The 20,857-nt window shown below is 42.3% G+C and carries 35 protein-coding genes; 33 read left to right on the top strand and 2 right to left on the bottom strand.

The window, feature by feature from the left end:
- From rplP to ASD40_RS16075, 30 genes are all read left to right on the top strand, one after another.
- Nucleotides 1-435: a 50S ribosomal protein L16 gene (gene rplP / locus ASD40_RS16220; RefSeq protein ID WP_029196459.1), complete on the top strand. Its 435-nt coding sequence runs from the start codon at nucleotides 1-3 to the stop codon at nucleotides 433-435.
- Complete coding sequence (gene rpmC, locus ASD40_RS16215) at nucleotides 425-622, top strand: 50S ribosomal protein L29 (protein ID WP_028557487.1); 198 nt, start codon at nucleotides 425-427, stop codon at nucleotides 620-622. The genes rplP and rpmC overlap by 11 nt, the downstream gene beginning before the upstream one ends.
- Before the next feature lie 27 nt (nucleotides 623-649).
- Nucleotides 650-913 carry a 30S ribosomal protein S17 gene (gene rpsQ / locus ASD40_RS16210; RefSeq protein WP_057304267.1) on the top strand — a complete coding sequence of 88 codons (264 nt, stop codon included), beginning with the start codon at nucleotides 650-652 and terminating at the stop codon, nucleotides 911-913.
- Nucleotides 914-948: 35 nt separating this feature from the next.
- Nucleotides 949-1,317 carry a 50S ribosomal protein L14 gene (gene rplN, locus ASD40_RS16205; protein ID WP_028557485.1) on the top strand — a complete coding sequence of 123 codons (369 nt, stop codon included), beginning with the start codon at nucleotides 949-951 and terminating at the stop codon, nucleotides 1,315-1,317.
- 55 nt (nucleotides 1,318-1,372) lie between these two features.
- Nucleotides 1,373-1,726, top strand: coding sequence for a 50S ribosomal protein L24 (gene rplX, locus ASD40_RS16200; protein WP_079418006.1), 354 nt, complete (start codon nucleotides 1,373-1,375; stop codon nucleotides 1,724-1,726).
- 33 nt (nucleotides 1,727-1,759) lie between these two features.
- A complete protein-coding gene (gene rplE / locus ASD40_RS16195; RefSeq protein ID WP_056834174.1) occupies nucleotides 1,760-2,302 on the top strand; it encodes a 50S ribosomal protein L5 in 543 nt (180 codons plus the stop codon).
- A gap of 36 nt (nucleotides 2,303-2,338) precedes the next feature.
- Nucleotides 2,339-2,524, top strand: coding sequence for a type Z 30S ribosomal protein S14 (locus ASD40_RS16190; RefSeq protein ID WP_029196455.1), 186 nt, complete (start codon nucleotides 2,339-2,341; stop codon nucleotides 2,522-2,524).
- A 33-nt stretch (nucleotides 2,525-2,557) separates the two neighbouring features.
- Nucleotides 2,558-2,956, top strand: a complete 399-nt coding sequence (gene rpsH, locus ASD40_RS16185; RefSeq protein ID WP_029196454.1) for a 30S ribosomal protein S8 — start codon at nucleotides 2,558-2,560, stop codon at nucleotides 2,954-2,956.
- A 29-nt stretch (nucleotides 2,957-2,985) separates the two neighbouring features.
- The gene (gene rplF, locus ASD40_RS16180; RefSeq protein WP_047683181.1) at nucleotides 2,986-3,528 is read left to right on the top strand and encodes a 50S ribosomal protein L6; all 543 of its coding nucleotides are present in this window, start codon (nucleotides 2,986-2,988) and stop codon (nucleotides 3,526-3,528) included.
- A gap of 101 nt (nucleotides 3,529-3,629) precedes the next feature.
- Entirely contained in the window at nucleotides 3,630-3,998 is a 369-nt protein-coding gene (gene rplR / locus ASD40_RS16175; protein ID WP_057304266.1) for a 50S ribosomal protein L18, read from the top strand.
- A 28-nt stretch (nucleotides 3,999-4,026) separates the two neighbouring features.
- Nucleotides 4,027-4,524: a 30S ribosomal protein S5 gene (rpsE, locus tag ASD40_RS16170; protein WP_029196451.1), complete on the top strand. Its 498-nt coding sequence runs from the start codon at nucleotides 4,027-4,029 to the stop codon at nucleotides 4,522-4,524.
- An 11-nt stretch (nucleotides 4,525-4,535) separates the two neighbouring features.
- Nucleotides 4,536-4,724, top strand: a complete 189-nt coding sequence (gene rpmD / locus ASD40_RS16165) for a 50S ribosomal protein L30 (RefSeq protein WP_029196450.1) — start codon at nucleotides 4,536-4,538, stop codon at nucleotides 4,722-4,724.
- Between the two features lie 36 nt (nucleotides 4,725-4,760).
- Nucleotides 4,761-5,201: a 50S ribosomal protein L15 gene (gene rplO / locus ASD40_RS16160; protein ID WP_029196449.1), complete on the top strand. Its 441-nt coding sequence runs from the start codon at nucleotides 4,761-4,763 to the stop codon at nucleotides 5,199-5,201.
- Nucleotides 5,201-6,505 (top strand): preprotein translocase subunit SecY, encoded by a 1,305-nt coding sequence (gene secY / locus ASD40_RS16155; RefSeq protein WP_057304265.1) that lies wholly within the window; start codon nucleotides 5,201-5,203, stop codon nucleotides 6,503-6,505. The genes rplO and secY overlap by 1 nt, the downstream gene beginning before the upstream one ends.
- Nucleotides 6,506-6,590: 85 nt before the next feature.
- A complete protein-coding gene (locus tag ASD40_RS16150; RefSeq protein WP_029196447.1) occupies nucleotides 6,591-7,241 on the top strand; it encodes an adenylate kinase in 651 nt (216 codons plus the stop codon).
- A complete protein-coding gene (gene map, locus ASD40_RS16145) occupies nucleotides 7,241-7,993 on the top strand; it encodes a type I methionyl aminopeptidase (RefSeq protein ID WP_057304264.1) in 753 nt (250 codons plus the stop codon). The genes ASD40_RS16150 and map overlap by 1 nt, the downstream gene beginning before the upstream one ends.
- Before the next feature lie 10 nt (nucleotides 7,994-8,003).
- A complete protein-coding gene (locus tag ASD40_RS16140; RefSeq protein ID WP_029196445.1) occupies nucleotides 8,004-8,309 on the top strand; it encodes a KOW domain-containing RNA-binding protein in 306 nt (101 codons plus the stop codon).
- Nucleotides 8,310-8,311: 2 nt separating this feature from the next.
- The gene (gene infA, locus ASD40_RS16135; RefSeq protein ID WP_009676800.1) at nucleotides 8,312-8,530 is read left to right on the top strand and encodes a translation initiation factor IF-1; all 219 of its coding nucleotides are present in this window, start codon (nucleotides 8,312-8,314) and stop codon (nucleotides 8,528-8,530) included.
- 107 nt (nucleotides 8,531-8,637) lie between these two features.
- The gene (gene rpmJ, locus ASD40_RS16130; RefSeq protein ID WP_003333770.1) at nucleotides 8,638-8,751 is read left to right on the top strand and encodes a 50S ribosomal protein L36; all 114 of its coding nucleotides are present in this window, start codon (nucleotides 8,638-8,640) and stop codon (nucleotides 8,749-8,751) included.
- A 19-nt stretch (nucleotides 8,752-8,770) separates the two neighbouring features.
- Nucleotides 8,771-9,139, top strand: coding sequence for a 30S ribosomal protein S13 (gene rpsM / locus ASD40_RS16125; RefSeq protein WP_028557471.1), 369 nt, complete (start codon nucleotides 8,771-8,773; stop codon nucleotides 9,137-9,139).
- An 18-nt stretch (nucleotides 9,140-9,157) separates the two neighbouring features.
- Entirely contained in the window at nucleotides 9,158-9,553 is a 396-nt protein-coding gene (gene rpsK / locus ASD40_RS16120; protein ID WP_028557470.1) for a 30S ribosomal protein S11, read from the top strand.
- A gap of 126 nt (nucleotides 9,554-9,679) precedes the next feature.
- Nucleotides 9,680-10,624 carry a DNA-directed RNA polymerase subunit alpha gene (locus tag ASD40_RS16115; RefSeq protein WP_028557469.1) on the top strand — a complete coding sequence of 315 codons (945 nt, stop codon included), beginning with the start codon at nucleotides 9,680-9,682 and terminating at the stop codon, nucleotides 10,622-10,624.
- Nucleotides 10,625-10,648: 24 nt separating this feature from the next.
- Nucleotides 10,649-11,014, top strand: coding sequence for a 50S ribosomal protein L17 (rplQ, locus tag ASD40_RS16110; protein WP_057304263.1), 366 nt, complete (start codon nucleotides 10,649-10,651; stop codon nucleotides 11,012-11,014).
- 138 nt (nucleotides 11,015-11,152) lie between these two features.
- Nucleotides 11,153-11,914, top strand: coding sequence for a tRNA pseudouridine(38-40) synthase TruA (gene truA / locus ASD40_RS16105; RefSeq protein WP_057304287.1), 762 nt, complete (start codon nucleotides 11,153-11,155; stop codon nucleotides 11,912-11,914).
- A gap of 171 nt (nucleotides 11,915-12,085) precedes the next feature.
- The gene (gene rplM / locus ASD40_RS16100) at nucleotides 12,086-12,523 is read left to right on the top strand and encodes a 50S ribosomal protein L13 (RefSeq protein ID WP_029196440.1); all 438 of its coding nucleotides are present in this window, start codon (nucleotides 12,086-12,088) and stop codon (nucleotides 12,521-12,523) included.
- 18 nt (nucleotides 12,524-12,541) lie between these two features.
- Nucleotides 12,542-12,934, top strand: a complete 393-nt coding sequence (gene rpsI, locus ASD40_RS16095; RefSeq protein ID WP_029196439.1) for a 30S ribosomal protein S9 — start codon at nucleotides 12,542-12,544, stop codon at nucleotides 12,932-12,934.
- 223 nt (nucleotides 12,935-13,157) lie between these two features.
- Nucleotides 13,158-13,850, top strand: a complete 693-nt coding sequence (locus ASD40_RS16090) for a phosphoadenylyl-sulfate reductase (RefSeq protein WP_057304262.1) — start codon at nucleotides 13,158-13,160, stop codon at nucleotides 13,848-13,850.
- A gap of 28 nt (nucleotides 13,851-13,878) precedes the next feature.
- Entirely contained in the window at nucleotides 13,879-15,051 is a 1,173-nt protein-coding gene (sat, locus tag ASD40_RS16085; RefSeq protein WP_057304261.1) for a sulfate adenylyltransferase, read from the top strand.
- A 71-nt stretch (nucleotides 15,052-15,122) separates the two neighbouring features.
- A complete protein-coding gene (cwlD, locus tag ASD40_RS16080; protein ID WP_057304260.1) occupies nucleotides 15,123-15,878 on the top strand; it encodes an N-acetylmuramoyl-L-alanine amidase CwlD in 756 nt (251 codons plus the stop codon).
- Between the two features lie 60 nt (nucleotides 15,879-15,938).
- Nucleotides 15,939-17,027 carry an Mrp/NBP35 family ATP-binding protein gene (locus tag ASD40_RS16075; protein ID WP_057304259.1) on the top strand — a complete coding sequence of 363 codons (1,089 nt, stop codon included), beginning with the start codon at nucleotides 15,939-15,941 and terminating at the stop codon, nucleotides 17,025-17,027.
- Nucleotides 17,028-17,073: 46 nt separating this feature from the next.
- On the opposite strand, the gene gerD is transcribed toward ASD40_RS16075, so the two are convergent.
- Complete coding sequence (gerD, locus tag ASD40_RS16070) at nucleotides 17,074-17,865, bottom strand: spore germination lipoprotein GerD (protein WP_057304258.1); 792 nt, start codon at nucleotides 17,863-17,865, stop codon at nucleotides 17,074-17,076.
- 138 nt (nucleotides 17,866-18,003) lie between these two features.
- On the opposite strand from gerD, the gene ASD40_RS16065 reads away from it, so the two are divergent.
- The gene (locus tag ASD40_RS16065; protein ID WP_057304257.1) at nucleotides 18,004-18,600 is read left to right on the top strand and encodes a KinB-signaling pathway activation protein; all 597 of its coding nucleotides are present in this window, start codon (nucleotides 18,004-18,006) and stop codon (nucleotides 18,598-18,600) included.
- A gap of 35 nt (nucleotides 18,601-18,635) precedes the next feature.
- Here the strand turns inward: ASD40_RS16065 and pdaB are convergent, their stop codons facing one another.
- Nucleotides 18,636-19,418 carry a polysaccharide deacetylase family sporulation protein PdaB gene (gene pdaB / locus ASD40_RS16060; RefSeq protein WP_057304256.1) on the bottom strand — a complete coding sequence of 261 codons (783 nt, stop codon included), beginning with the start codon at nucleotides 19,416-19,418 and terminating at the stop codon, nucleotides 18,636-18,638.
- A 113-nt stretch (nucleotides 19,419-19,531) separates the two neighbouring features.
- Between pdaB and ASD40_RS16055 the strand changes: the two genes are divergently transcribed.
- On the top strand, nucleotides 19,532-20,143 hold the full coding sequence (locus ASD40_RS16055) for a stage II sporulation protein M (RefSeq protein ID WP_057304255.1): 612 nt from the start codon (nucleotides 19,532-19,534) through the stop codon (nucleotides 20,141-20,143).
- A gap of 151 nt (nucleotides 20,144-20,294) precedes the next feature.
- A complete protein-coding gene (locus ASD40_RS16050) occupies nucleotides 20,295-20,525 on the top strand; it encodes a hypothetical protein (protein WP_029196431.1) in 231 nt (76 codons plus the stop codon).
- Nucleotides 20,526-20,857: the final 332 nt, after the last annotated feature.

The following is a 20,857-nucleotide window of genomic DNA, read 5'->3' as shown; positions in this document are numbered from 1 at the left end:
ATGTTAGTACCTAAACGTGTAAAACACCGTAAAGAACACCGCGGTAACATGAAAGGTCGCGCTAAAGGCGGTACGGAAGTAGCTTTTGGCGAATATGGTCTGCAAGCGGTAGAACCGGCTTGGGTATCCAACCGTCAAATCGAAGCAGCACGTATTGCCATGACACGTTACATCAAACGTGGCGGTAAAGTTTGGATTAAAATCTTCCCAGCTAAACCAGTTACACAAAAACCGCTTGAAGTCCGTATGGGTAGTGGTAAAGGTAACGTGGAGAAATGGGTAGCTGTAGTAAAACCGGGTAAAATTTTGTTTGAACTTGCTGGTGTAAGTGAAGAGGTCGCTCGTGAAGCGATGCGTCTTGCTGCTCACAAGCTTCCAATCAAAACGAAATTCGTGAAAAGAGAAGAAGTAGGCGGTGAAGCAAATGAAGGGTAGTGAATTCCGGAACTTAACCACTGCTGAAATTGAGCAAAAAGTTAATGGTTTTAAAGAAGAACTCTTTAACCTCCGTTTTCAACTAGCTACTGGTCAATTGGACAACCCGACTCAAATTCGTGATTTGCGTAAAGAGATCGCTCGTGCCAAGACTATTTTGCGTGAAAGAGAATTGGGGATTGGGTAACCAAATCTAGAAGGGAGGGTTCCTTAGATGGCTGAACGTAACGATCGTAAAGTGCTGATCGGTAAAGTTGTCAGCGATAAAATGGATAAAACCATTGTTGTTGCTGTCGAAACTTACAAAAAACATGATCTCTATCACAAGAGAATCAAATATACGAAAAAGTTTAAAGCGCATGACGAAAACAACCAAGCTAAAATCGGTGACACTGTGAAAATCAGTGAAACTAGACCGTTATCCAAAGATAAAAGCTGGAGACTGGTTGAAGTTACTGAAGTTGGCGTTGTTATCTAATAATCGAGACATGAACCCCGAAAGGAGGGAATACGATGATTCAACCATTTACTCGTTTGGCTGTCGCTGACAACTCAGGTGCGAAACAATTAATGTGTATCCGCGTTTTGGGTGGTACTGGTCGTCGCGTTGGTCACATTGGTGATTTGATCGTCTGTTCAGTAAAAGAAGCAACACCAGGTGGCGTTGTCAAAAAAGGTGACGTTGTTAAAGCAGTAATCGTTCGTACGAAGAGCGGTGCTCGCCGTAAAGACGGATCATATATCTCATTCGATGAGAATGCGGCTGTTATCGTGAAAGAAGATAAAAGTCCACGTGGTACACGTATCTTTGGACCAGTTGCACGCGAACTTCGTGACAGAGACTTCATGAAGATCGTATCCTTGGCTCCAGAAGTTATCTAAGAACAGTTACGATGTTTGTTTTCCTAACGGGAAACCTCAGGAGGTGTAGAAGCTAATGCCAAGATTAAAAAAGAGATTAGAATCTCATAACAATAAACTGCACGTGAAAAAAGACGATACGGTTTTTGTGATCACTGGTAAAGACAAAGGTAAGAAGGGTCGCGTTATCGCTGCTTATCCTCGTCAAAACCGTGTGCTTGTAGAAGGTGTAAACATGGTTAAGAAACATGCAAAACCATCTCAACAAAATCCACAAGGCGGTATCTTGAATCAAGAAGCTGCAATCCACGTTTCTAACGTGATGCTAATTGATCCTAAGAGCGGCAAACCTACTCGCGTAGGATACAAAGTATTGGATAACGGAACGAAAGTTCGTATCGCGAAAAAATCCGGCGAAGTTATCGACTAATACAAACAAGCATGGAAAGGAGGCAAATGAGTCATGGCAGTAAGAATGAAAGATCGTTATTTGAACGAAATCACTCCAGCGTTAATTCAAAAGTTTAACTACACAACTGTAATGCAAGTTCCTAAAATCGAGAAAATCGTTATCAACATGGGTGTTGGTGAGGCTGTATCGAATTCCAAAGTTCTTGACACTGCAGTAGAAGATCTTCAAAAGATCTCTGGTCAAAAACCAGTTGTAACAAAATCCAAAAAAGCTATCGCGGGTTTCAAACTTCGTGAAAATATGCCAATCGGCGTGAAAGTAACTCTTCGCGGCGAGCGCATGTATCATTTCTTGGATAAACTCTTCAACGTATCACTTCCACGTGTACGTGACTTCCGTGGTATTTCCAACAAGGCTTTTGACGGCCGTGGAAACTATACACTTGGTCTGAAAGAACAACTCATTTTCCCAGAAATTGAGTATGATAAAGTTGATAAAGTTCGTGGTATGGATATTGTTATCGTAACAACGGCTAAGTCCGACGAGGAAGCTCGCGAGCTTTTAACACAACTCGGAGCGCCTTTCGTTAAATAGGTTACCAGTCGTACCTATCAGGAGGTGTTATATTAAGTGGCAAAAACTTCGATGAAAGTCAAACAGCAACGTACCCCGAAGTTTAAAGTGCAAGCATACACACGTTGTGAGCGCTGCGGACGTCCGCATTCAGTGCTTCGCAAGTTCAAAATTTGTCGGATTTGTTTCCGCGAATTAGCACACAAAGGTCAGATTCCAGGCGTTAAAAAAGCAAGCTGGTAATCACCCTATTTTCGGGAAGGAGGTTTACACAAAATGGTCATGTCAGATCCAATTGCAGATATGCTAACTCGCATTCGTAATGCGAATATCGTACGTCATGAAACAGTTGAAATTCCTGCGTCAAAAGTGAAGAGGGAAATCGCTGAAATCCTTAAAAAAGAAGGATTTATCCGTGACGCTGAGTACGTTGAAGATAGCAAACAAGGTATCATTCGTTTGTTCCTGAAATACGGTTCAAACAATGAGCGTGTTATCTCCGGTTTGAAAAGAATTTCCAAACCAGGTCTACGCGTTTACACTAAATCACAAGAAATCCCTCGTGTTCTGGGCGGATTAGGGATTGCCATCATCTCCACATCTAAAGGAGTTATGACGGATAAAGATGCTCGTCAATCCAAAGCTGGCGGAGAGGTTATCTGCTACGTTTGGTAATACAATTGTAATTGAATGGAGGTGCAAACATGTCTCGTATTGGTCGTAAGCCAATCACCATTCCAAGTGGTGTAAATGTAACACTAGACAATACTCAAATCACGGTTAAAGGCCCTAAAGGTTCCTTGTCCCGTGAACTTCATAAAGATATGAAAGTAAATGTTCTAGAAAACGAGATTTCCGTTGAGCGTCCTTCCGATAACAAACTCCACCGTTCCCTGCATGGTACAACACGTAGTGTTGTTGCCAACATGGTAAGTGGCGTAACGGAAGGTTTCACGAAATCTTTGGATCTAGTTGGCGTTGGTTACCGTGCTAACAAGAGCGGCGACAAATTAGTTCTCAACGTTGGGTACTCCCATCCAGTTGAAATCACTCCTGAAAACGGTATTGAGTTCGATGTTCCTACGAACACGAAAATCATCGTTAAAGGTATTGATAAAGAATTAGTAGGCGCTATGGCAGCTAAAGTTCGTTCCGTACGTGAACCAGAGCCGTATAAAGGTAAAGGTATCAAGTATGAAGGCGAACGCATTCTTCGTAAAGAAGGTAAAGCTGGTAAGAAGAAATAAGATCGTTAGATCGCGGGTAATAGCTAAGAGTTTTCGCATGAAAACTTGCTACGTAAGCATAAGCCTCGCATCATAAGATGATGAAAGGAGTGTAAGTATAGATGATTACTAAAAGCGATAAAAATAAAGCTCGTTTGAAAAGACATCTTCGTGTTCGTAAGAAAATCGAAGGTACAACTGTTCGTCCGCGCTTAAACATTTTCCGCTCTTCCAAACACATGTATGCTCAACTTATCGATGATACAACGGGTATTACTATCGTTGCCGCATCGACTCAAGATAAAGAACTGAAAAGTGACATTGGTAATGGCGGTAACGTTGAAGCTGCTCGTAAAGTTGGCGCATTAATCGCTCAACGCGCGAAAGAAAAAGGTTTAGACAAAGTGGTATTTGACCGCGGTGGATACCTTTATCATGGACGTGTTCAAGCATTAGCTGACGCAGCTCGTGAAGCTGGTCTTGAATTCTAGGAAAAACATATATAAGGAGGTAAAAGACTTGCGTGTAGATCCTAATACTTTAGAGCTAACAGAAAAAGTCGTTAATATTAATCGCGTAGCTAAAGTAGTAAAAGGCGGACGTCGTTTCAGCTTCAGCGCACTTGTTGTCGTTGGCGATGGCAATGGCTGGGTTGGCGCAGGAATCGGTAAAGCTTCCGAAGTTCCTGATGCAATCCGCAAAGGTATTGAAGATGCGAAAAAGAACTTGATTCATGTTCCTATCGTAGGCACTTCGATTCCTCACCTTGTAACAGGTAAGTTTGGTGCAGGACGCGTTCTGCTAAAACCAGCTTCCCAAGGTACAGGAGTTATCGCAGGCGGACCAGTTCGTGCAGTTCTTGAGCTTGCTGGTATCGGCGATATCTTGACAAAATCCCTTGGTTCATCGAACTCCATGAACATGGTTAACGCTACGCTTGAAGGCTTGAGCCGCTTGAAAAAAGCGGAAGAAGTTGCAAAGCTTCGCGGTAAAACAGTTCAAGAGCTATTAGGTTAGGAGGGGTAAACATGGCGAAACAATTACAAATTACCCTAAAACGCAGCCTGATTGGCCGCCCTGAAACACAACGCGTTACTGTGAAAACACTTGGTCTTCGCAAGATGCACCAAACTGTTCTTCATCAAGATAATGCTGCGATCAGAGGCATGGTTAATCAAGTGAGCCATTTGGTAGAAGTTAAAGAAATCGAAGCATAGTAGCAAGATATTAAGATCTAGAGGAGGTGTGCAACGATGAAGTTACATGAGCTAAGTTCTGCTACTGGTTCTCGTCACACTCGTAAACGTGTTGGCCGTGGTACAAGTAGCGGCATGGGTAAAACATCAACTCGCGGACATAAAGGGCAAAACGCACGTTCCGGTGGAGGCGTTCGTCCTGGATTCGAGGGTGGACAAAACCCGTTATACCGTCGTTTACCTAAACGTGGTTTCACGAATCGTTTCCGTACGGAATACGCAATCGTGAATCTTGAAGATTTGAACAATTTCGCAGCTGGTACCGAAGTTACTCCACAAGTATTGATGGAGACTGGTATTGTTAAAGCTCCTAAAGATGGCATTAAGATTTTAGGAAACGGTGAAATCACAGTAAAATTAACCGTTAAAGCGAATAAGTTCTCTCAATCTGCGATTGAGAAAATCCAAGCTGCCGGCGGTCAAACCGAGGTGATTTAATGTTCAATACCATAGCCAACATCTTCAAAGTAGAAGACTTACGCAGAAGAATTATATTCACACTCGTCTTGCTAATCGTCTACCGATTAGGCGTTTTTATTCCAGTGCCTAACATAAATACAGATGTTCTGAAACTTCAAGATCAAGCGAATCAGAGCGATGTCTTTGGTTTGCTTAACACGTTTTCTGGTGGGGCGCTCTTTCAGTTTTCCATCTTCGCGATGGGAATCACCCCTTACATCACGGCTTCGATCATCGTACAACTTTTATCCATGGATGTAGTCCCGCGCTTTGCGCAATGGGCAAAAGAAGGCGATGTCGGAAGAAAGAAAATGACACAAGTTACTCGTTACGGTACGATTATTCTAGGTGTGATTCAAGCATTTGGTCTTTCCATTGGGTTTAACCGTTTGTATAGCGGACTCGTGATTGACTCAGGCTTCACTACCTTTGCACTAATCGCTATCGTACTGACAGCTGGTACAGCTTTCTTGATGTGGCTAGGTGAGCAAATCACGGAGTTTGGGATTGGGAACGGTATTTCCATTATCATCTTTGCTGGTATCGTCGCGGCGATTCCGACAAGCATTCAACAAATTTACAAATCACTTTTTGCGACCGAAGGAGCTTTGTTCCTGAATATCGTGAAACTGATCATTATTGCGTTGGTTGTTATACTGATTATTGCCGGGGTCATATTCGTGCAGCAAGGTGTTCGTAAGATACCTGTACAATATGCGAAACGGGTAGTTGGTCGTAAAATGTATGGTGGTCAAACCACTCACATTCCTCTTAAAGTGAATGCGGCTGGTGTAATCCCAGTAATCTTTGCACTTTCGTTATTGATGTTCCCTCCTACCATTGCTAGTTACTGGAGAGGAAATGTTGTTGCAGAATGGATAATTAACAATTTAAGTATTAACCAAACTGCTCCGCTAGCGATTGTACTCTATGTATTGCTGATTATTGGATTCACATACTTTTATACCTTCGTACAAATTAATCCAGTTCAAATGGCTGACCAGATGAAGAAAAATGGTGGCTATATACCAGGTATTAGACCCGGTAAGACAACATCGACTTATCTGACTCGCGTAATGACTAGAATTACTCTTTCTGGGGCTTTGTTTCTCTCAGCGATCTCGATTCTTCCAATGCTATTCGGAGGACTTGCCGGTTTGCCTAGTTCGGTTCGGATTGGTGGTACATCTTTACTTATCGTAGTAGGCGTTGGTCTTGAGACGATGAAACAAATCGAGAGCCAATTGATTAAGCGTCATTACAAAGGATTTATCAATAAATAGCTAATAGGTTCTGATGGGGCAATATCTGCGACATCGGCACCTATTGTGCTGTTCGTAATGCCGAGTGCGATGGGAGGTTTTAAGTGTGAACGTAATTTTTATGGGGCCTCCTGGTGCAGGCAAAGGTACACAAGCTGAAAAAATCGTTAACGAATTTCAAATTCCTCATATCTCAACTGGAGATGCTTTTCGCTTGGCGATGAGTCAAGGAACACCACTTGGTGTTGAAGCCAAAGGTTATGTGGATAAGGGACTTCTGGTTCCTGATGAAATAACGAACGGTATTGTGAGAGAGCGTCTTGCCCAACCGGATTGCGATAAAGGCTTTTTGCTTGACGGGTTCCCTCGAACTGTTGCTCAAGCAGATGCATTGTCTGAAATCGTAGATTCATTAGGTAAGAAGATTGAAGTAGTTATCAATCTTTCCGTTGATCGCAGTTTCTTGCTTGCAAGACTAACTGGCCGAAGAATTTGTAAATCCTGTGGTTCTACGTATCATGTAATCTTCAACCCACCAAAGCAAGAAGGCGTATGCGATAAATGTTCGGGTGAGTTGTACCAACGATCTGATGATACGGAAGAGAAAGTCGGAACTCGTTTGGATGAATACATCAATAAAACGGCTCCGCTACTGGATTACTACCAAAAGAGGGAATTATTGCGTGAGGTTAACGGGGAACAAGACATTCATGCGGTAACCGAACAAATTAGCTCACTGCTACGAGGTCTAGCGTAATGATCATTTGTAAGTCCGAGGTTGAACTAGACCTAATGCGAGAAGCTGGTCGTATCGTAGCCGAAACGCACCGCTTATTGGCAAGGGCGATTCGTCCGAACATTACAACGAAAGAACTTGATCAGATCGCAGAGGAATTCATTCGCAGTCAGGGAGCGATTCCATCTTTTAAAGGCTACAACGGTTTTCCTGGAAGCATTTGTGCTTCAGTCAACGAAGAATTAGTTCATGGTATTCCTGGTCCAAGAAAGCTCACTGAGGGCGATATTATCAGTATAGATATTGGTGCTCAGTATAAAGGTTATCATGGAGATTCTGCTTGGACGTATCCTGTCGGTGAAATTTCTGAAACAGCGCGGCGTTTGTTAGCTGTGACAGAAGAATCACTTTATCGAGGCATAGCAGAAGCTAAACCGGATGCTAGACTCTACACGTTGTCGCATGCAATCCAAACTTGTATTGAAGACGCAGGCTTCTCCGTGGTTATAGAGTATGTTGGTCACGGTATCGGAACGGATCTTCACGAAGAACCACAAATTCCGAATTATGGTGTTCCTGACAAAGGTCCTCGTCTCAAACCAGGCATGGTCCTAGCCATTGAACCGATGGTGGTCGTTGGCGAAAGATTTGTCCAAACACTCGAAGACGATTGGACTGTAGTCACTGCGGATCGTACCCTATGTGCTCATTTTGAACATACGATTGCAATTACGGCAGCCGGTTATGAAATATTAACTTTGCCTAGATCGTAGGTGATGGTGAATGGATAGCAAGATTCCGAAGGTGGGTCAAATCGTAAAGGTGCTTCGCGGTCGAGATCCCGGAGAATATGCGGTCGTAATTGGAATTGTCGATCATCGCTTTGTCTGGCTTGCCGACGGTGATCATCGCAAATTCGATCAACCGAAGAAGAAGAACCTGAATCATCTTCAGTTACAAGAAACGATTAGCAGTGAAGTGGAGTCAAGCATTAGGGAAACAGGTCGTGTTACTAATGGAAAGTTGCGCTTCGCAATTGCCAAATTCGTTGAACTTATGCAAGATGAAGCACAAGAGAAAGGAGAATGACTGTGGCCAAAGAAGATGTAATTGAAGTAGAAGGTACAGTGATTGAACCTCTTCCGAATGCAATGTTTAAGGTTGAATTGGAAAATGGTCATAAAATCCTAGCCCATGTATCCGGTAAGATCAGAATGCATTTTATCCGCATTTTGCCTGGAGATAAGGTTACCGTAGAATTATCGCCTTATGATTTAACGAGAGGCCGTATAACCTACCGTTTCAAATAAATGTTCGGCTTACATGTAAGTTACTCTCTCAAGGCGTATGCTTACGAAGCAAGTTTTCTAACAGAAAACGCAACATGGTTGCTTACGATGATAAGGAGGGCTTAAAAATGAAAGTTAGACCGTCGGTTAAACCGATTTGCGAGAAATGCAAAGTTATTCGCCGTAAAGGTAATGTAATGGTTATTTGTGAAAATCCTAAGCACAAACAAAAACAAGGTTAAAAGGAGGTGCAATCTGTAGATGGCACGTTTAGCTGGAGTTGACTTACCTCGTGACAAACGAGTTGTAATCGCGTTGACTTACATTTTCGGTATCGGCACTACAACTGCTCAGAAAATCATTGCTTCCACAGGTATCGACGCTAGTACTCGCGTTCGTGACTTGACTGAAGATGAAGTGAGCAAAATCCGTGATGTAATTGACAAAACCCTTAAAGTAGAAGGCGACCTTCGTCGCGAAATTTCCCTAAACATCAAACGTCTAATCGAAATCGGATCCTACCGTGGTCTTCGTCACCGTCGTGGTCTTCCTGTTCGTGGACAACGTACTAAAACTAATGCTCGTACACGTAAAGGTCCTCGTCGTACGGTAGCTAATAAGAAGAAATAATAAAGGGGGTTAGAGCTAATGGCAAAACCTAAAAAAGTCGTCCGTACGAAACGTCGTGACCGGAAAAATATTGAGAGCGGTGTAGCACACATCCGTTCAACATTTAACAACACGATCGTAACGATCACGGATCCGCATGGTAACGCAATTTCCTGGGCAAGTTCAGGAAACCTTGGATTCAAAGGTTCCCGTAAAAGTACTCCTTTTGCAGCGCAAATGGCAGCTGAAAAAGCAGCTAAAGCAGCTATGGAGCATGGTTTGAAAACTGTTGAAGTAATGGTTAAAGGTCCAGGAGCTGGCCGCGAAGCAGCAATCCGCTCTTTGCAAGCAGCAGGTCTTGAAGTAAACCTGATTAAAGACGTGACTCCGGTTCCTCATAATGGCTGCCGTCCTCCAAAACGTCGTCGCGTATAATTCAGGATCACTTTGTAGTATAATTATTCCAAAATCGTGAATAATGGTTTGAAGGATAGGAATACTATGAAATTTTCAGGCGAAGTATCCAGAGGGAAACGACGTATTGAATGGAGGGTACATTTCATGATCGAAATCGAAAAGCCAAAAATAGAAACCGTAGCATTAAGTGAAGATGGCGCTTATGGTAGATTTATCATCGAGCCGTTGGAGCGTGGCTATGGTACAACCTTAGGTAACTCACTACGTCGTATCTTACTGTCCTCTTTACCGGGGGCAGCAGTAACCTCTGTCCAAATCGATGGCGTTTTACATGAGTTTTCAACGATTCCTGGCGTGCTTGAGGATGTAACGGAAATTATCCTCAACTTGAAAGGCCTATCGTTGAAAATTCACTCCGATGAGGAGAAAGTGCTTGAAATTGATGCAGAAGGAGAAGGTAATATTACCGCAGCTGATATCCGTGGTGATAGCGATGTGGAGATTCTTAATCCGGATCTGCATATTGCAACCTTATCTCCGGACGCACGTCTTCACATGAGGATTCATGCGGGCAGAGGACGCGGTTACGTCCAATCGGACAAAAATAAGCATGAAGAACAACCAATTGGAGTGATTCCAATTGATTCGATCTACACGCCTATTACCCGAGTGAACTATGCTATTGAGAATACTCGCGTCGGCCAAGTGACTAACTATGATAAGTTGACCCTCGAAGTGTGGACTGATGGAAGTATTCGACCAGAAGAAGCAGTGAGCTTGGGCGCCAAAATCTTAACAGAACATCTGAACTTGTTCGTCGGTTTGACGGATGAAGCGAAAGATGCTGAGATTATGGTAGAGAAAGAAGAAGATAAGAAAGAGAAAGTTCTGGAGATGACTATCGAGGAACTAGATCTATCTGTTCGTTCTTACAACTGTCTCAAGCGTGCAGGGATTAACACCGTACAAGAGCTGATTACCAAAACAGAAGAAGACATGATGAAAGTTCGGAACTTAGGACGCAAATCACTTGAAGAAGTTCAAGAGAAGCTCGAAGAGCTGGGTTTGGGACTACGTACTGAGGAATAATCTTGTCAGAAGGAGGTTAATTCAATGAACTACAGAAAATTGAACCGCGATTCCAGTAATCGTAAAGCATTATTCCGTGATCTGGTTACAGATCTGTTCATACATGAACGCATCCAAACTACAGAAGCAAAAGCAAAAGAAATTCGTTCCATCGCTGAGAAGTTAATCACTCTTGCGAAGCGCGGAGATCTTCATGCACGCCGTCAGGTTGCTGCTTTTGTTCGTAGAGAAGCTGCAAACGAAAATCAAGATGCGATCCAAAAACTGTTCTCCGATTTGGCTACTCGTTACTCCGAGCGTCCAGGTGGATACACTCGTATCCTTAAACTGGGACCACGCCGCGGTGACGCAGCACCAATGGTTTACCTAGAGCTAGTAGATCGCGCATAAAGACGGATGGGAAAGGGTGGACGGAATCACTAGATTCTGGTGAAGCCCTTTTTTTGCAGTCTTAGCACGCTCTCTAGAAGTGAATTTAGCTAAGGCTAATCACTTAGATAGGAAGGATGACTCATGGAGGAACAAGCCTTGAGAAATCTACGTTTTACCATAAGTTATGATGGGACTGCTTATTCAGGTTTTCAGATTCAGCCTAAAGCAGATACGATTCAATACCGTTTAGAGCAGGCTGTTTTCATGTTAACTGGTGAGAGAGTGAAAGTTATCTCATCTGGGCGTACAGATGCCGGTGTACACGCGAAAGCACAAGTTATTAATTTTAGTACGAATTCAAAGATTCCAGTGGAACGTTGGTGTTTAGCTTTAAATGCTAGACTACCCAGAGATATCGTCGCACATACCGCGGAAGAAGTCCTTCCTTCCTTTCATTCTCGCAAAGCCGCGAAACGCAAAACTTACTGCTTTTCAATTCGCTCGGCGCGCTTCCCTGATGTCTTTCACCGCAACTATGAATACCATCATCCTACGCATTTGAATGTGGAAGCCATGAGAGAGGCGCTCCCTTGCTTGCTAGGTGAGCATGATTTTACTTCGTTTTGTACGGTGAGAACAGATAAGGAAGTAAAGGTGAGAACCCTCTACGAGGTTCGTTTGGAAACGGAAGCTGACGAGTTGTCTACGACGGGGAAAATCGCCAGAATCCGGTTAATTGTAACGGGTAATGGTTTCCTTTATAACATGGTTAGGATCATTGCAGGAACACTGATTCAGATTGGAGAAGGTAAGAGACCTAGTAGCGATATGCAGCGAATTCTTGAAGCTAGAGACCGATCTCAAGCAGGTCCTACGGCCGAAGCTATGGGTTTAACGTTATGGAGAGTCGACTATTAAAATCTTAAAACACTACTTGCTTCTTATCGATGTTTCGTGTAAAATATAACTTGGCGTTTCGTGATCGGCTACCCCACAGCCCCTGATCACAAATGGCTGTCAACCATCCATCATTTATGTAAACTAACAATAATAATTATGTATTGAGATATATTTTTAGGAGGATTAAGCATGCGCACCACATATATGGCTAAGCCAAATGAAGTAGAGCGTAAATGGTACATTGTTGACGCTGCAGGCCAAACACTTGGCCGTCTTGCAAGTGAAGTTGCTAGCATTATCCGCGGTAAGCACAAACCGGAGTTCACTCCACACGTAGATACTGGTGATTTCGTTGTTGTTATCAATGCTTCCCAAATTAAGCTAACTGGTAAAAAAATGCAAAACAAAATGTACTACCGTCACTCTTTATACCAAGGTGGTTTAAAAGTGACTTCCGCTCAGGATTTGCTGAACAGCAAACCTGATCGCATGATCGAGTTTGCCGTACATGGTATGCTTCCTAAGAACCGTCTTGGCGACAGCTTGAAAACTAAGCTTAAAGTCTACGGTGGAGCAGAGCACCCGCACCAAGCACAACTACCAGAAGTCTGGAATCTTCGCGGTTAATATAAGGAGGAACGTTTCGTGGCACAAGTTCAATATTATGGAACGGGTCGTCGTAAACACTCGGTAGCGCGTGTGCGCTTAGTACCGGGTGAAGGACGCATCATTATCAATAAACGTGATCTAGATGAGTATTTCGGTCTAGAAACGTTGAAACTGATCGTTAAACAACCATTGACATTAACTGAGACTGTCGGTAAATACGATGTTCTAGTTCTTGCAAATGGTGGTGGAATCAGCGGACAAGCTGGAGCGATTCGTCACGGGATTTCCCGTGCATTGCTGAAAGCTGATCCGGAATACCGTGGATCCTTGAAAAAAGCAGGATTCTTAACACGTGATTCCCGTATGAAAGAGCGTAAAAAATATGGATTGAAAGCCGCTCGTCGCGCTCCTCAATTCTCCAAACGTTAAGATTACGCGCCTTTGGCGCTCAAGAGAGACCTTTCCTGCATTATGCTGGAAAGGTTTTTTCTTTTTAATCAAAAGTTAGGAGTTATTCCAACCAACAATATAGATTTTAATGAAGTTAATACCAAAATGATAAAAAGTAATTGACACAAATCAGATCTCAGCTATAATTAAATTTAAATCATACAATAACAGTCGGGATTAAAAACTTTAGGAGGTATTTAAAATGAATCTCTTTGAAAAAGAAGCTTTTGTATCGAAAGCCGCAGAGGAATTCGAAAATCAATCACCAGAAGCAATATTGAAACTTGCCGTTGACACATTCCCAAGATTAACACTTGCTTGTAGTTTTGGTGCTGAAGATGTTGTCCTTGTTGATATGCTTCAAAAAATTAATCCGACCGTAGATATTTTCTACTTGGATACGAATGTTCATTTTCAAGAAACATATGATACAAGAGATCGTCTAGAGCAGCATTACGGCACTAAGTTTGTTCAAGTATTGCCGAAGCTTACACTTGATGAACAAGCTGAGAAATTTGGCGATGAGCTATGGAAAAGCGATGCTAACCAATGCTGTAACATTCGAAAAGTAGATCCGTTAACCGATATCCTTAAAAATTATGATGCTTGGATCACAGGAATTCGCCGCGACCAAGCACCTACTCGTGCAAATGCTAAAAAAGTGGAGTACGACGTGAAATTTGGTTTGATTAAATTTAACCCTCTTGCTGGTTGGACTTCAGAAGATGTATGGAATTACATTCGTGAGAATGATGTAATCTACAATCCCTTACATGATCGCAACTACCCAAGTATCGGGTGCACACATTGCACGCGTCCTGTAGCCGAAGGTGAAGATCCACGTGCGGGTCGTTGGGCTAGTATCGAAAAAACAGAATGCGGCCTTCATAAGTAATCATAGATATTACGGAGGTGACTACGTAATGACGACGATTAAGCCACATGGCGGCAAATTAATTAACCGCTTGGTTCCTGCAGAGGAAAGAGAAGAGCTTCTAAAACATGCAGCATTATTGAAACAAATTCGTGTGAATTCATGGACCATTTCTGACCTAGATCTGATTGGGGTAGGTGCATTTTCACCATTAGTTGGATTCCTTGAGGAGAAAAACTATACGTCTGTTGTAGAGACCATGCGTCTTACTGATGGTACTGTGTGGAGCATACCTGTTACCTTATCGATCGACCCAGAAGTTGCAGCTTCCATCTCCATTGGTGAGCAACTAGCGCTTGTTGGTGAGGAAGATGATGTGATTTTTGCTATCTTAGAAGCGACCAGTATTTATAAAGTAGATCAACAAAATGAAGCAATCAAGATTTTTAAGACAGATGATATGGCTCACCCTGGTGTGGATAAACTGTTCTCGCGTTCTTCTACGAATATCGGAGGTCCTATTCAACTGCTTAACAGACCAAAGCCTAAGAAGTTTGAAGAGTTTTATTTTGATCCATCCGAAACACGTCGCATTTTTGCGGAAAACGGGTGGAGAACTGTCGTTGGCTTTCAAACGCGTAATCCTGTCCACAGAGCTCATGAATACATTCAAAAGTCGGCCATGGAAATCGTGGATGCTCTTTTCCTTAATCCGCTTGTAGGTGAGACTAAATCCGATGACATCTCTGCAGATGTTCGTATGAAAAGTTATTTGGTATTGCTTGAGAATTACTATCCGAAGGATCGAACTTTCTTAGGCGTATACCCGGCTGCTATGCGCTATGCAGGTCCTCGTGAGGCGATTCTACACGCTATTGTACGTAGAAACTATGGATGTACTCATTTCATCGTAGGACGCGATCACGCGGGTGTTGGCGATTACTACGGCACGTATGAGGCTCAAGAGATTTTTAGTAATTTTACGGCAGAAGAAATTGGGATTACCCCATTATTCTTTGAGCATAGTTTCTTCTGTACAAAATGTGGCAATATGGCATCTAGCAAAACTTGTCCGCATAATAAGTCCCACCATATGCATCTCTCCGGCACCAAGGTTCGTGGACTGCTTAGAAACGGTCAATGCCCGCCTCCGGAGTTCACACGCCCTGAGGTCGCCCAGGTTCTTATTGAAGGTCTAAGAGACCCTGAATATCAAGTGTAAGTAAGGTATATTTGTCCACCTTGTCCCATATAGATGTTACAGAGTCTATGGGGAACAGAGGTGGATTTTTTATGCGCAAAAGGAAGAAGAGGCTGGTTGTCTGGCTGACTTTTAACAGTAGTCTTAAGCTTGTTCTCTCGACCTTGCTGGTCGCACTTGTTGTGTTCATCTATGCCTATGAGCTGCCGGCAACGAAGACGTGGTCGGATTGGACTTTACCTTTGTCAGGTAAAACAATTGCTCTGGATGCTGGTCATGGTGGTCCAGATGGCGGAGCTTCTAGCAAGGAAGGAGTTGTTGAGAAAGATATCAATTTAGCGATCACACTTCATCTTCGCGATTACTTGCAGCAGGCGGGTGCAATCGTCCTTATGACAAGGGAAACGGATACCGATTTGGCTGAAGCCGGCACCAAGGGATATAGTAAAAGAAAGACGCAAGATCTCCACAATCGTGCCGATCTCATCAATGAGAATAATGCGGATTTGTTTCTGAGTGTGCATTTAAACAGCATACCTTCTCAGAAATGGAGAGGCGCACAAACGTTCTATTATCTGAATAACCCGAATAACCCTAATTTAGCCGCACTCATTCAAATGGAATTAAAGAAAAACTTAGAGAACACCGATCGTGTTGCCAAGCCAGCGGACAAGACCGTTTACTTGTTAAAAACGCTGAAAATACCGAGTGCTCTTGTGGAAGTGGGTTTCCTTTCAAACCCTGAAGAAGCAAGATTGCTTGCGAGTGAGAAGTATCAGAAGATGGTGGCAGCATCTGTCTATCAAGGTATCTTAAGATTTTATGCTGGGGAAAAAGTGGGATCTTAATCAATATGTGATATAATTAAGGCCACAATTACAATGTCCCAATAAAGGTATGGTGTGGCTATGATAAACAAAGACCAACTATTAGAAGCGTTACGACCTCTTGTGGAACCTCATTACAATAAAAGCGTTGTGGAACTTAATTTAGTTAGAGATGTGATGTTTAAAGAGGATAACGTATCTTTAAGCTTAATTGTCACGACCGAGGATGATGCGTTCAAAGAAAAGGCGAAGGTTTATATTCAGCAAGCTTTAGAAAAATTGGGTATAGCACAAGTACATATTCGTTTCAGACTAATGACTGATTATGAACGTACTCAGATTAAAGATGTGGTTCAACCGGCTGTAGAGAAGAAAGCCCAACCAGTCCAACCACCGATTGAGCAACCAATATTGGGAGAAGCCTCCACAGTTGAGTTTATAGCCGTTGCAAGTGGCAAAGGCGGTGTGGGTAAATCAACCGTAACTGTTAATTTAGCCGTTGCCTTAGCTCGCCAAGGGAAAAAGGTTGGAATCATCGATGCTGATATATACGGTTTCAGTATCCCTGATATGATGGGCATCGAAGAACAGCCGAAGCTTGTCGATAATGTCATTATGCCAGTTGAGAAATTTGGTGTAAAAGTAATCTCTATGGGTTTCTTTGTTCAAGATAATGCACCTGTCGTTTGGCGTGGTCCTATGTTAGGGAAAATGCTTCGCAATTTCTTCAATGAAGTTAATTGGGGAGATGTTGAATACATCCTACTGGATCTTCCTCCAGGTACGGGAGATGTAGCGCTAGATGTGCATCAGCTCATCCCGCAAAGTAAAGAAGTGATTGTGACAACACCGCATGCCACAGCAGCTTTTGTAGCCGCTAGGGCGGGAGCTATGGCCATTCAAACAAACCATGAAATACTAGGTATTGTGGAGAACATGTCTTATTATGAATGCAAAGATGGCAGCATAGATTACGTATTCGGTAAAGGTGGAGGAGCTAAACTTGCGGAAGATTTGCATAGCGAATTATTAGCTCAGATTCCGCTTGGAGCTCCCGACAATCATGTCTCGGAAATCGACTATTCACCATCTGTCTATAAGTCAGACTCAAAAGCTGGACAAATCTATTTGGATATGGCTGCAAATATCATTACCAAATTGGACAAATAATTAGAAAGGGCATACGGAGAAATCCGCATGCCCTTTATTTTCATAATTAGGAATCAGAAGAACTAGAGTCATCCTTTTTCTTTTCGTTGTCTTTCTTATCGGATTCTCCCGAATCGCTTTTCTCATCTTTCTTCTTTTCTCCTCCGCTATCTCCCTTGTCTCCTTTGCCCCCACCTTCTTCTTTCTTTTCAGCACTCTTAGCCGTAGGCATCTGCTCGGGCTTACTTTGTTGGGCAATGGCTGCCTTAAGAAGGTCAACCATATGAGCACGGAACAAAGGACTTTGGATGGATTCTTCCATAACCGTCATCATTTGCTGGCGATAGGCTGCTGTTTTCATAACATCTAGCATCATCTTTTCATATTCTGGGTTTTTCATCACATCAACGAGTGATTTTTGATATTCTGGGTCCTTTAAAAGCTCTTTGAACATCTGTTTGGTTTCTTTTTGAATAGCCTTAGCAAAATCGCCGGCAAATTTAGGGTCTTTCATCATATCGGTGAGGAACATGTTATTCTCTTTTGCTGTGAGAACATCCTTCACTGCCATCTGCAATTGCAAAGATTCATTTGCTGACAAAAGCTTGATTTGAGATTGACCAGCTACACCGTTGGCGCCCACATCACCATTCATTATGCTGCGGTTTGCTGCACTTATTGCTTTCTTCCCATCCTCTGACTTCAGAATATCAAGAATCATGGTCTTTTGCTCTTTATACGTATTAGCTTGAGATTGACCCTGACCTTGTGATGAACTATCTGATCCACACGAAGCGAGAAGTAAGGCGATAGAAATGAGTGGTAGGACTTGCAGCTTCCTGAACTTAGTTGTTAACATAAAAGCATGCTCCCTTCCCTAACTTAATAGTTGTTAGTATGTGTGGTTCGGGATAGATTATAAGGGCCATTCATTGGCTTTTTACCGTAAACGTTGGTACAATTAACAATTAGAGTTGAAGTATGGGGGTAATTGATCTTGACGCTGCGGAAGTGGTTTCACTTATTTTGGACAACATTGTTATTAGGAATGCTTGTATCTATAGGGATTGGACTCATTTTACAATATTCCGACAAAGAATTTTCGGTTATGGGGTTATCGGCAGTAGGTTTTAATGTATTAAATATGTTGCTTGGTGGTGCCACGATAAGCGTGCTGAGCCAAATGGGCTTTTTTGCTTATCTAATTGTCAGATTCATTGCTGCGGGTATTATTCGCTCCAAGACGGTATGGGATCTTTTACAATTGGCTGTCGTTATTGTTGTCCTCTTTGATCTCGTATATCTGAGAATGACTAATTTTGAGGGTACAGAATCCGTTTTGAGCTACTCCATTTTACCTGCTATCATATTGTTAATTTCCATTGCAGTTGCGTATTGGAAGGTAAAGATGACGAATCGGAACGCTTTTATCCCGACATTGTTCTTTATGTGCGCTGTAACCGTCCTTGAAGCCGTACCTGCATTAAAACTAGATAACGCAGCATCAAGTTTATTTATGTTGGCCCCGTTGCTTGTTTGTAATGCATGGCAAATTTTGATTCTTCATAAAATATTGGATAACAAAAAGAGCTAATCTAATTAGCTCTTTTTTGAATCATAGCATAGTCATTAATTGATCTGTTTCATTGCCTGGTCTTCAACCGGTTTAGTCTCCACCTGGGTTTGTTTGATTAACTCACTTACCGTAACGAATTCGTAACCCTTAGCTCTTAACTGCTCAATGATAACTGGTAAGGCCTCATGTGTTTGCTGAGACGAATCGCTGGCGTGCAGTAATACAATATCACCTGGATGTGCTTTGGTTACTACACGGTTAATGATTGTATCAACACCTTTATTTAACCAGTCTTGAGAGTCGGTATCCCATTGGATGACCGAATACCCTAAATCATCCGCAATTCGAAGCACTCGTTTGTCGAAGTCACCATTGGGAAGGCGAATTAAGTTCGGTTCTTTTCCGATCAATTCCGTTAAAATGCCATGGGCTGTAGTAATCTGTTTGCGTATTTCTTCATCACTTAGCGTACTATAATTATCGTGTTTGTTTCCATGGCTTCCAATTTCGAAACCATCCTTCTTGATATGTTCCACAATCTCGGGGTGGCTTTTACTCCACGGAGAGGATAGGAAGAAGGTTGCATTCTTCACACCTTTTTCCTTAAGGATATTCAAAATTGGTTCCGCACGCTTCTCGCCCCATGAAATATCAAAGGTCAGGGCAATAACCTTTCTTTCGGTCTGTACGCTATAAATAGCGGAGGGCTCTGCATTGGAGAAGACGGATACATTACTTTGTTCCGAATAAACAATAGCGGCAGCGAAGACAATGGCAAGCGCGATAAAAACATATTGTTTAAACTTACGAGCATTTACAACGAAAAAGTAGTTCATGGATAGCTTGTACCTCCTCTAAGCCTTACATACGGGCAAGGCTTGTATACTCTTTAGTAAATAATGTATGCTCGTACACAGTACTTATGCTTCCGAAATTGGAGGGAACGAAAATGAAATTCAGACAATTATTCCAACATTTCAAAGAAATGAAACATTACTTCATCGTCGTCGTCTTAGTTTTTGGGTTTAGTTTATATTTAGGTTGGGCGAATTCAGATCAGTTTTCTCACTTCTTAGAAGGGCAGATGAAGGGGCTCAAATCTTTAAGTCAATCTCTAAGCAGTAAGGATAATCCCCAATTATGGTTTTTTATTTTCATTTTTCTAAACAATGCGATTAAGTCAGTGGTCATTATCTTTCTTGGCCTATTACTAGGTATTCTGCCACTCTTTATGTTGATCGCTAACGGGATGATACTTGGATACGTACTTTCTTTACAAACGCAAGAAAGCACATTGTCCATTGTTCTGAAGGGGATTCTTCCACATGGTATTATAGAGATTCCGGTCATATTAATTGCTTGTGCATATGGACTTAAATTAGGTTTATTAGTCTGGAAATCCGGAGTGCAGCTCTTTGTACCTGATAAAGAGAAGACAGCACGTGCGGAGCTGGTTAAAACACTCCATCTAACTAAGCCATTAATGGTATTCATTGTTGTACTTTTGCTCGTCGCGGCAATCATTGAAAGTACACTTACATACTGGTTGGTGCATCTGTAAAATATTTTCAGAACTTCTGTCATAAAAATGGCAAAATCTGAGCATAACAGTAAAACGGTAAGAAGAGCGGACCGAATAAGGGTCGGCTCTTCTTTCAATCAAACTGTAAGTGCCATAAATCTCTACAGTCGAGAGGGGTTTGAATGGATGTATGCTCGGATTTTTGTTCAATGATCGGGAATGCAGAGAGTTGGATTATGTACTTCGCAAAGAGTTAGATGAAATGTTGTTCGATCTCAATGACAAAAGAATTGATCAAGAGATTAAAGGGGCCATAGAATCAAGATATAAAGTGATCTTCCGGATGTATGCTCGAATAGCGACGCCAAAGGAAATATCAAAGTATGCAAGAAATCGTAACTATCAAGCTCAAAAAAAATAGGGGGTAGGTGCTTGACTTACCCTCTCATCCTATGGTATTTTATAACTCGCCCCTTCGAAAAGAAGGACAAGATGTTGATTGAAGAAGATGACCTTCATTATTCTTCGAAAAAACACTTGCAATCTTCTAGGTCGATGTGGTATATTAAAAAAGTCGCCGCTAAATGGAAGGCGAAGAAATAAGAAAGAAAATTGATCTTTGAAAACTGAACAACGAGTGAGTAAGCACGGTCGAGCAATCGACTATAATGAGATGAATAATCTCGCTAGCAAGTCAATGAGCATTTCAGCTTTTCTATTATGGAGAGTTTGATCCTGGCTCAGGACGAACGC

Source organism: Paenibacillus sp. Root444D2 (assembly GCF_001426375.1).
Taxonomy (GTDB): Bacteria; Bacillota; Bacilli; order Paenibacillales; family NBRC-103111; genus Paenibacillus_E.
The sequence above is the reverse complement of the archived record's forward strand: the minus strand, read 5'-3'. Positions and strand labels throughout refer to the sequence as shown.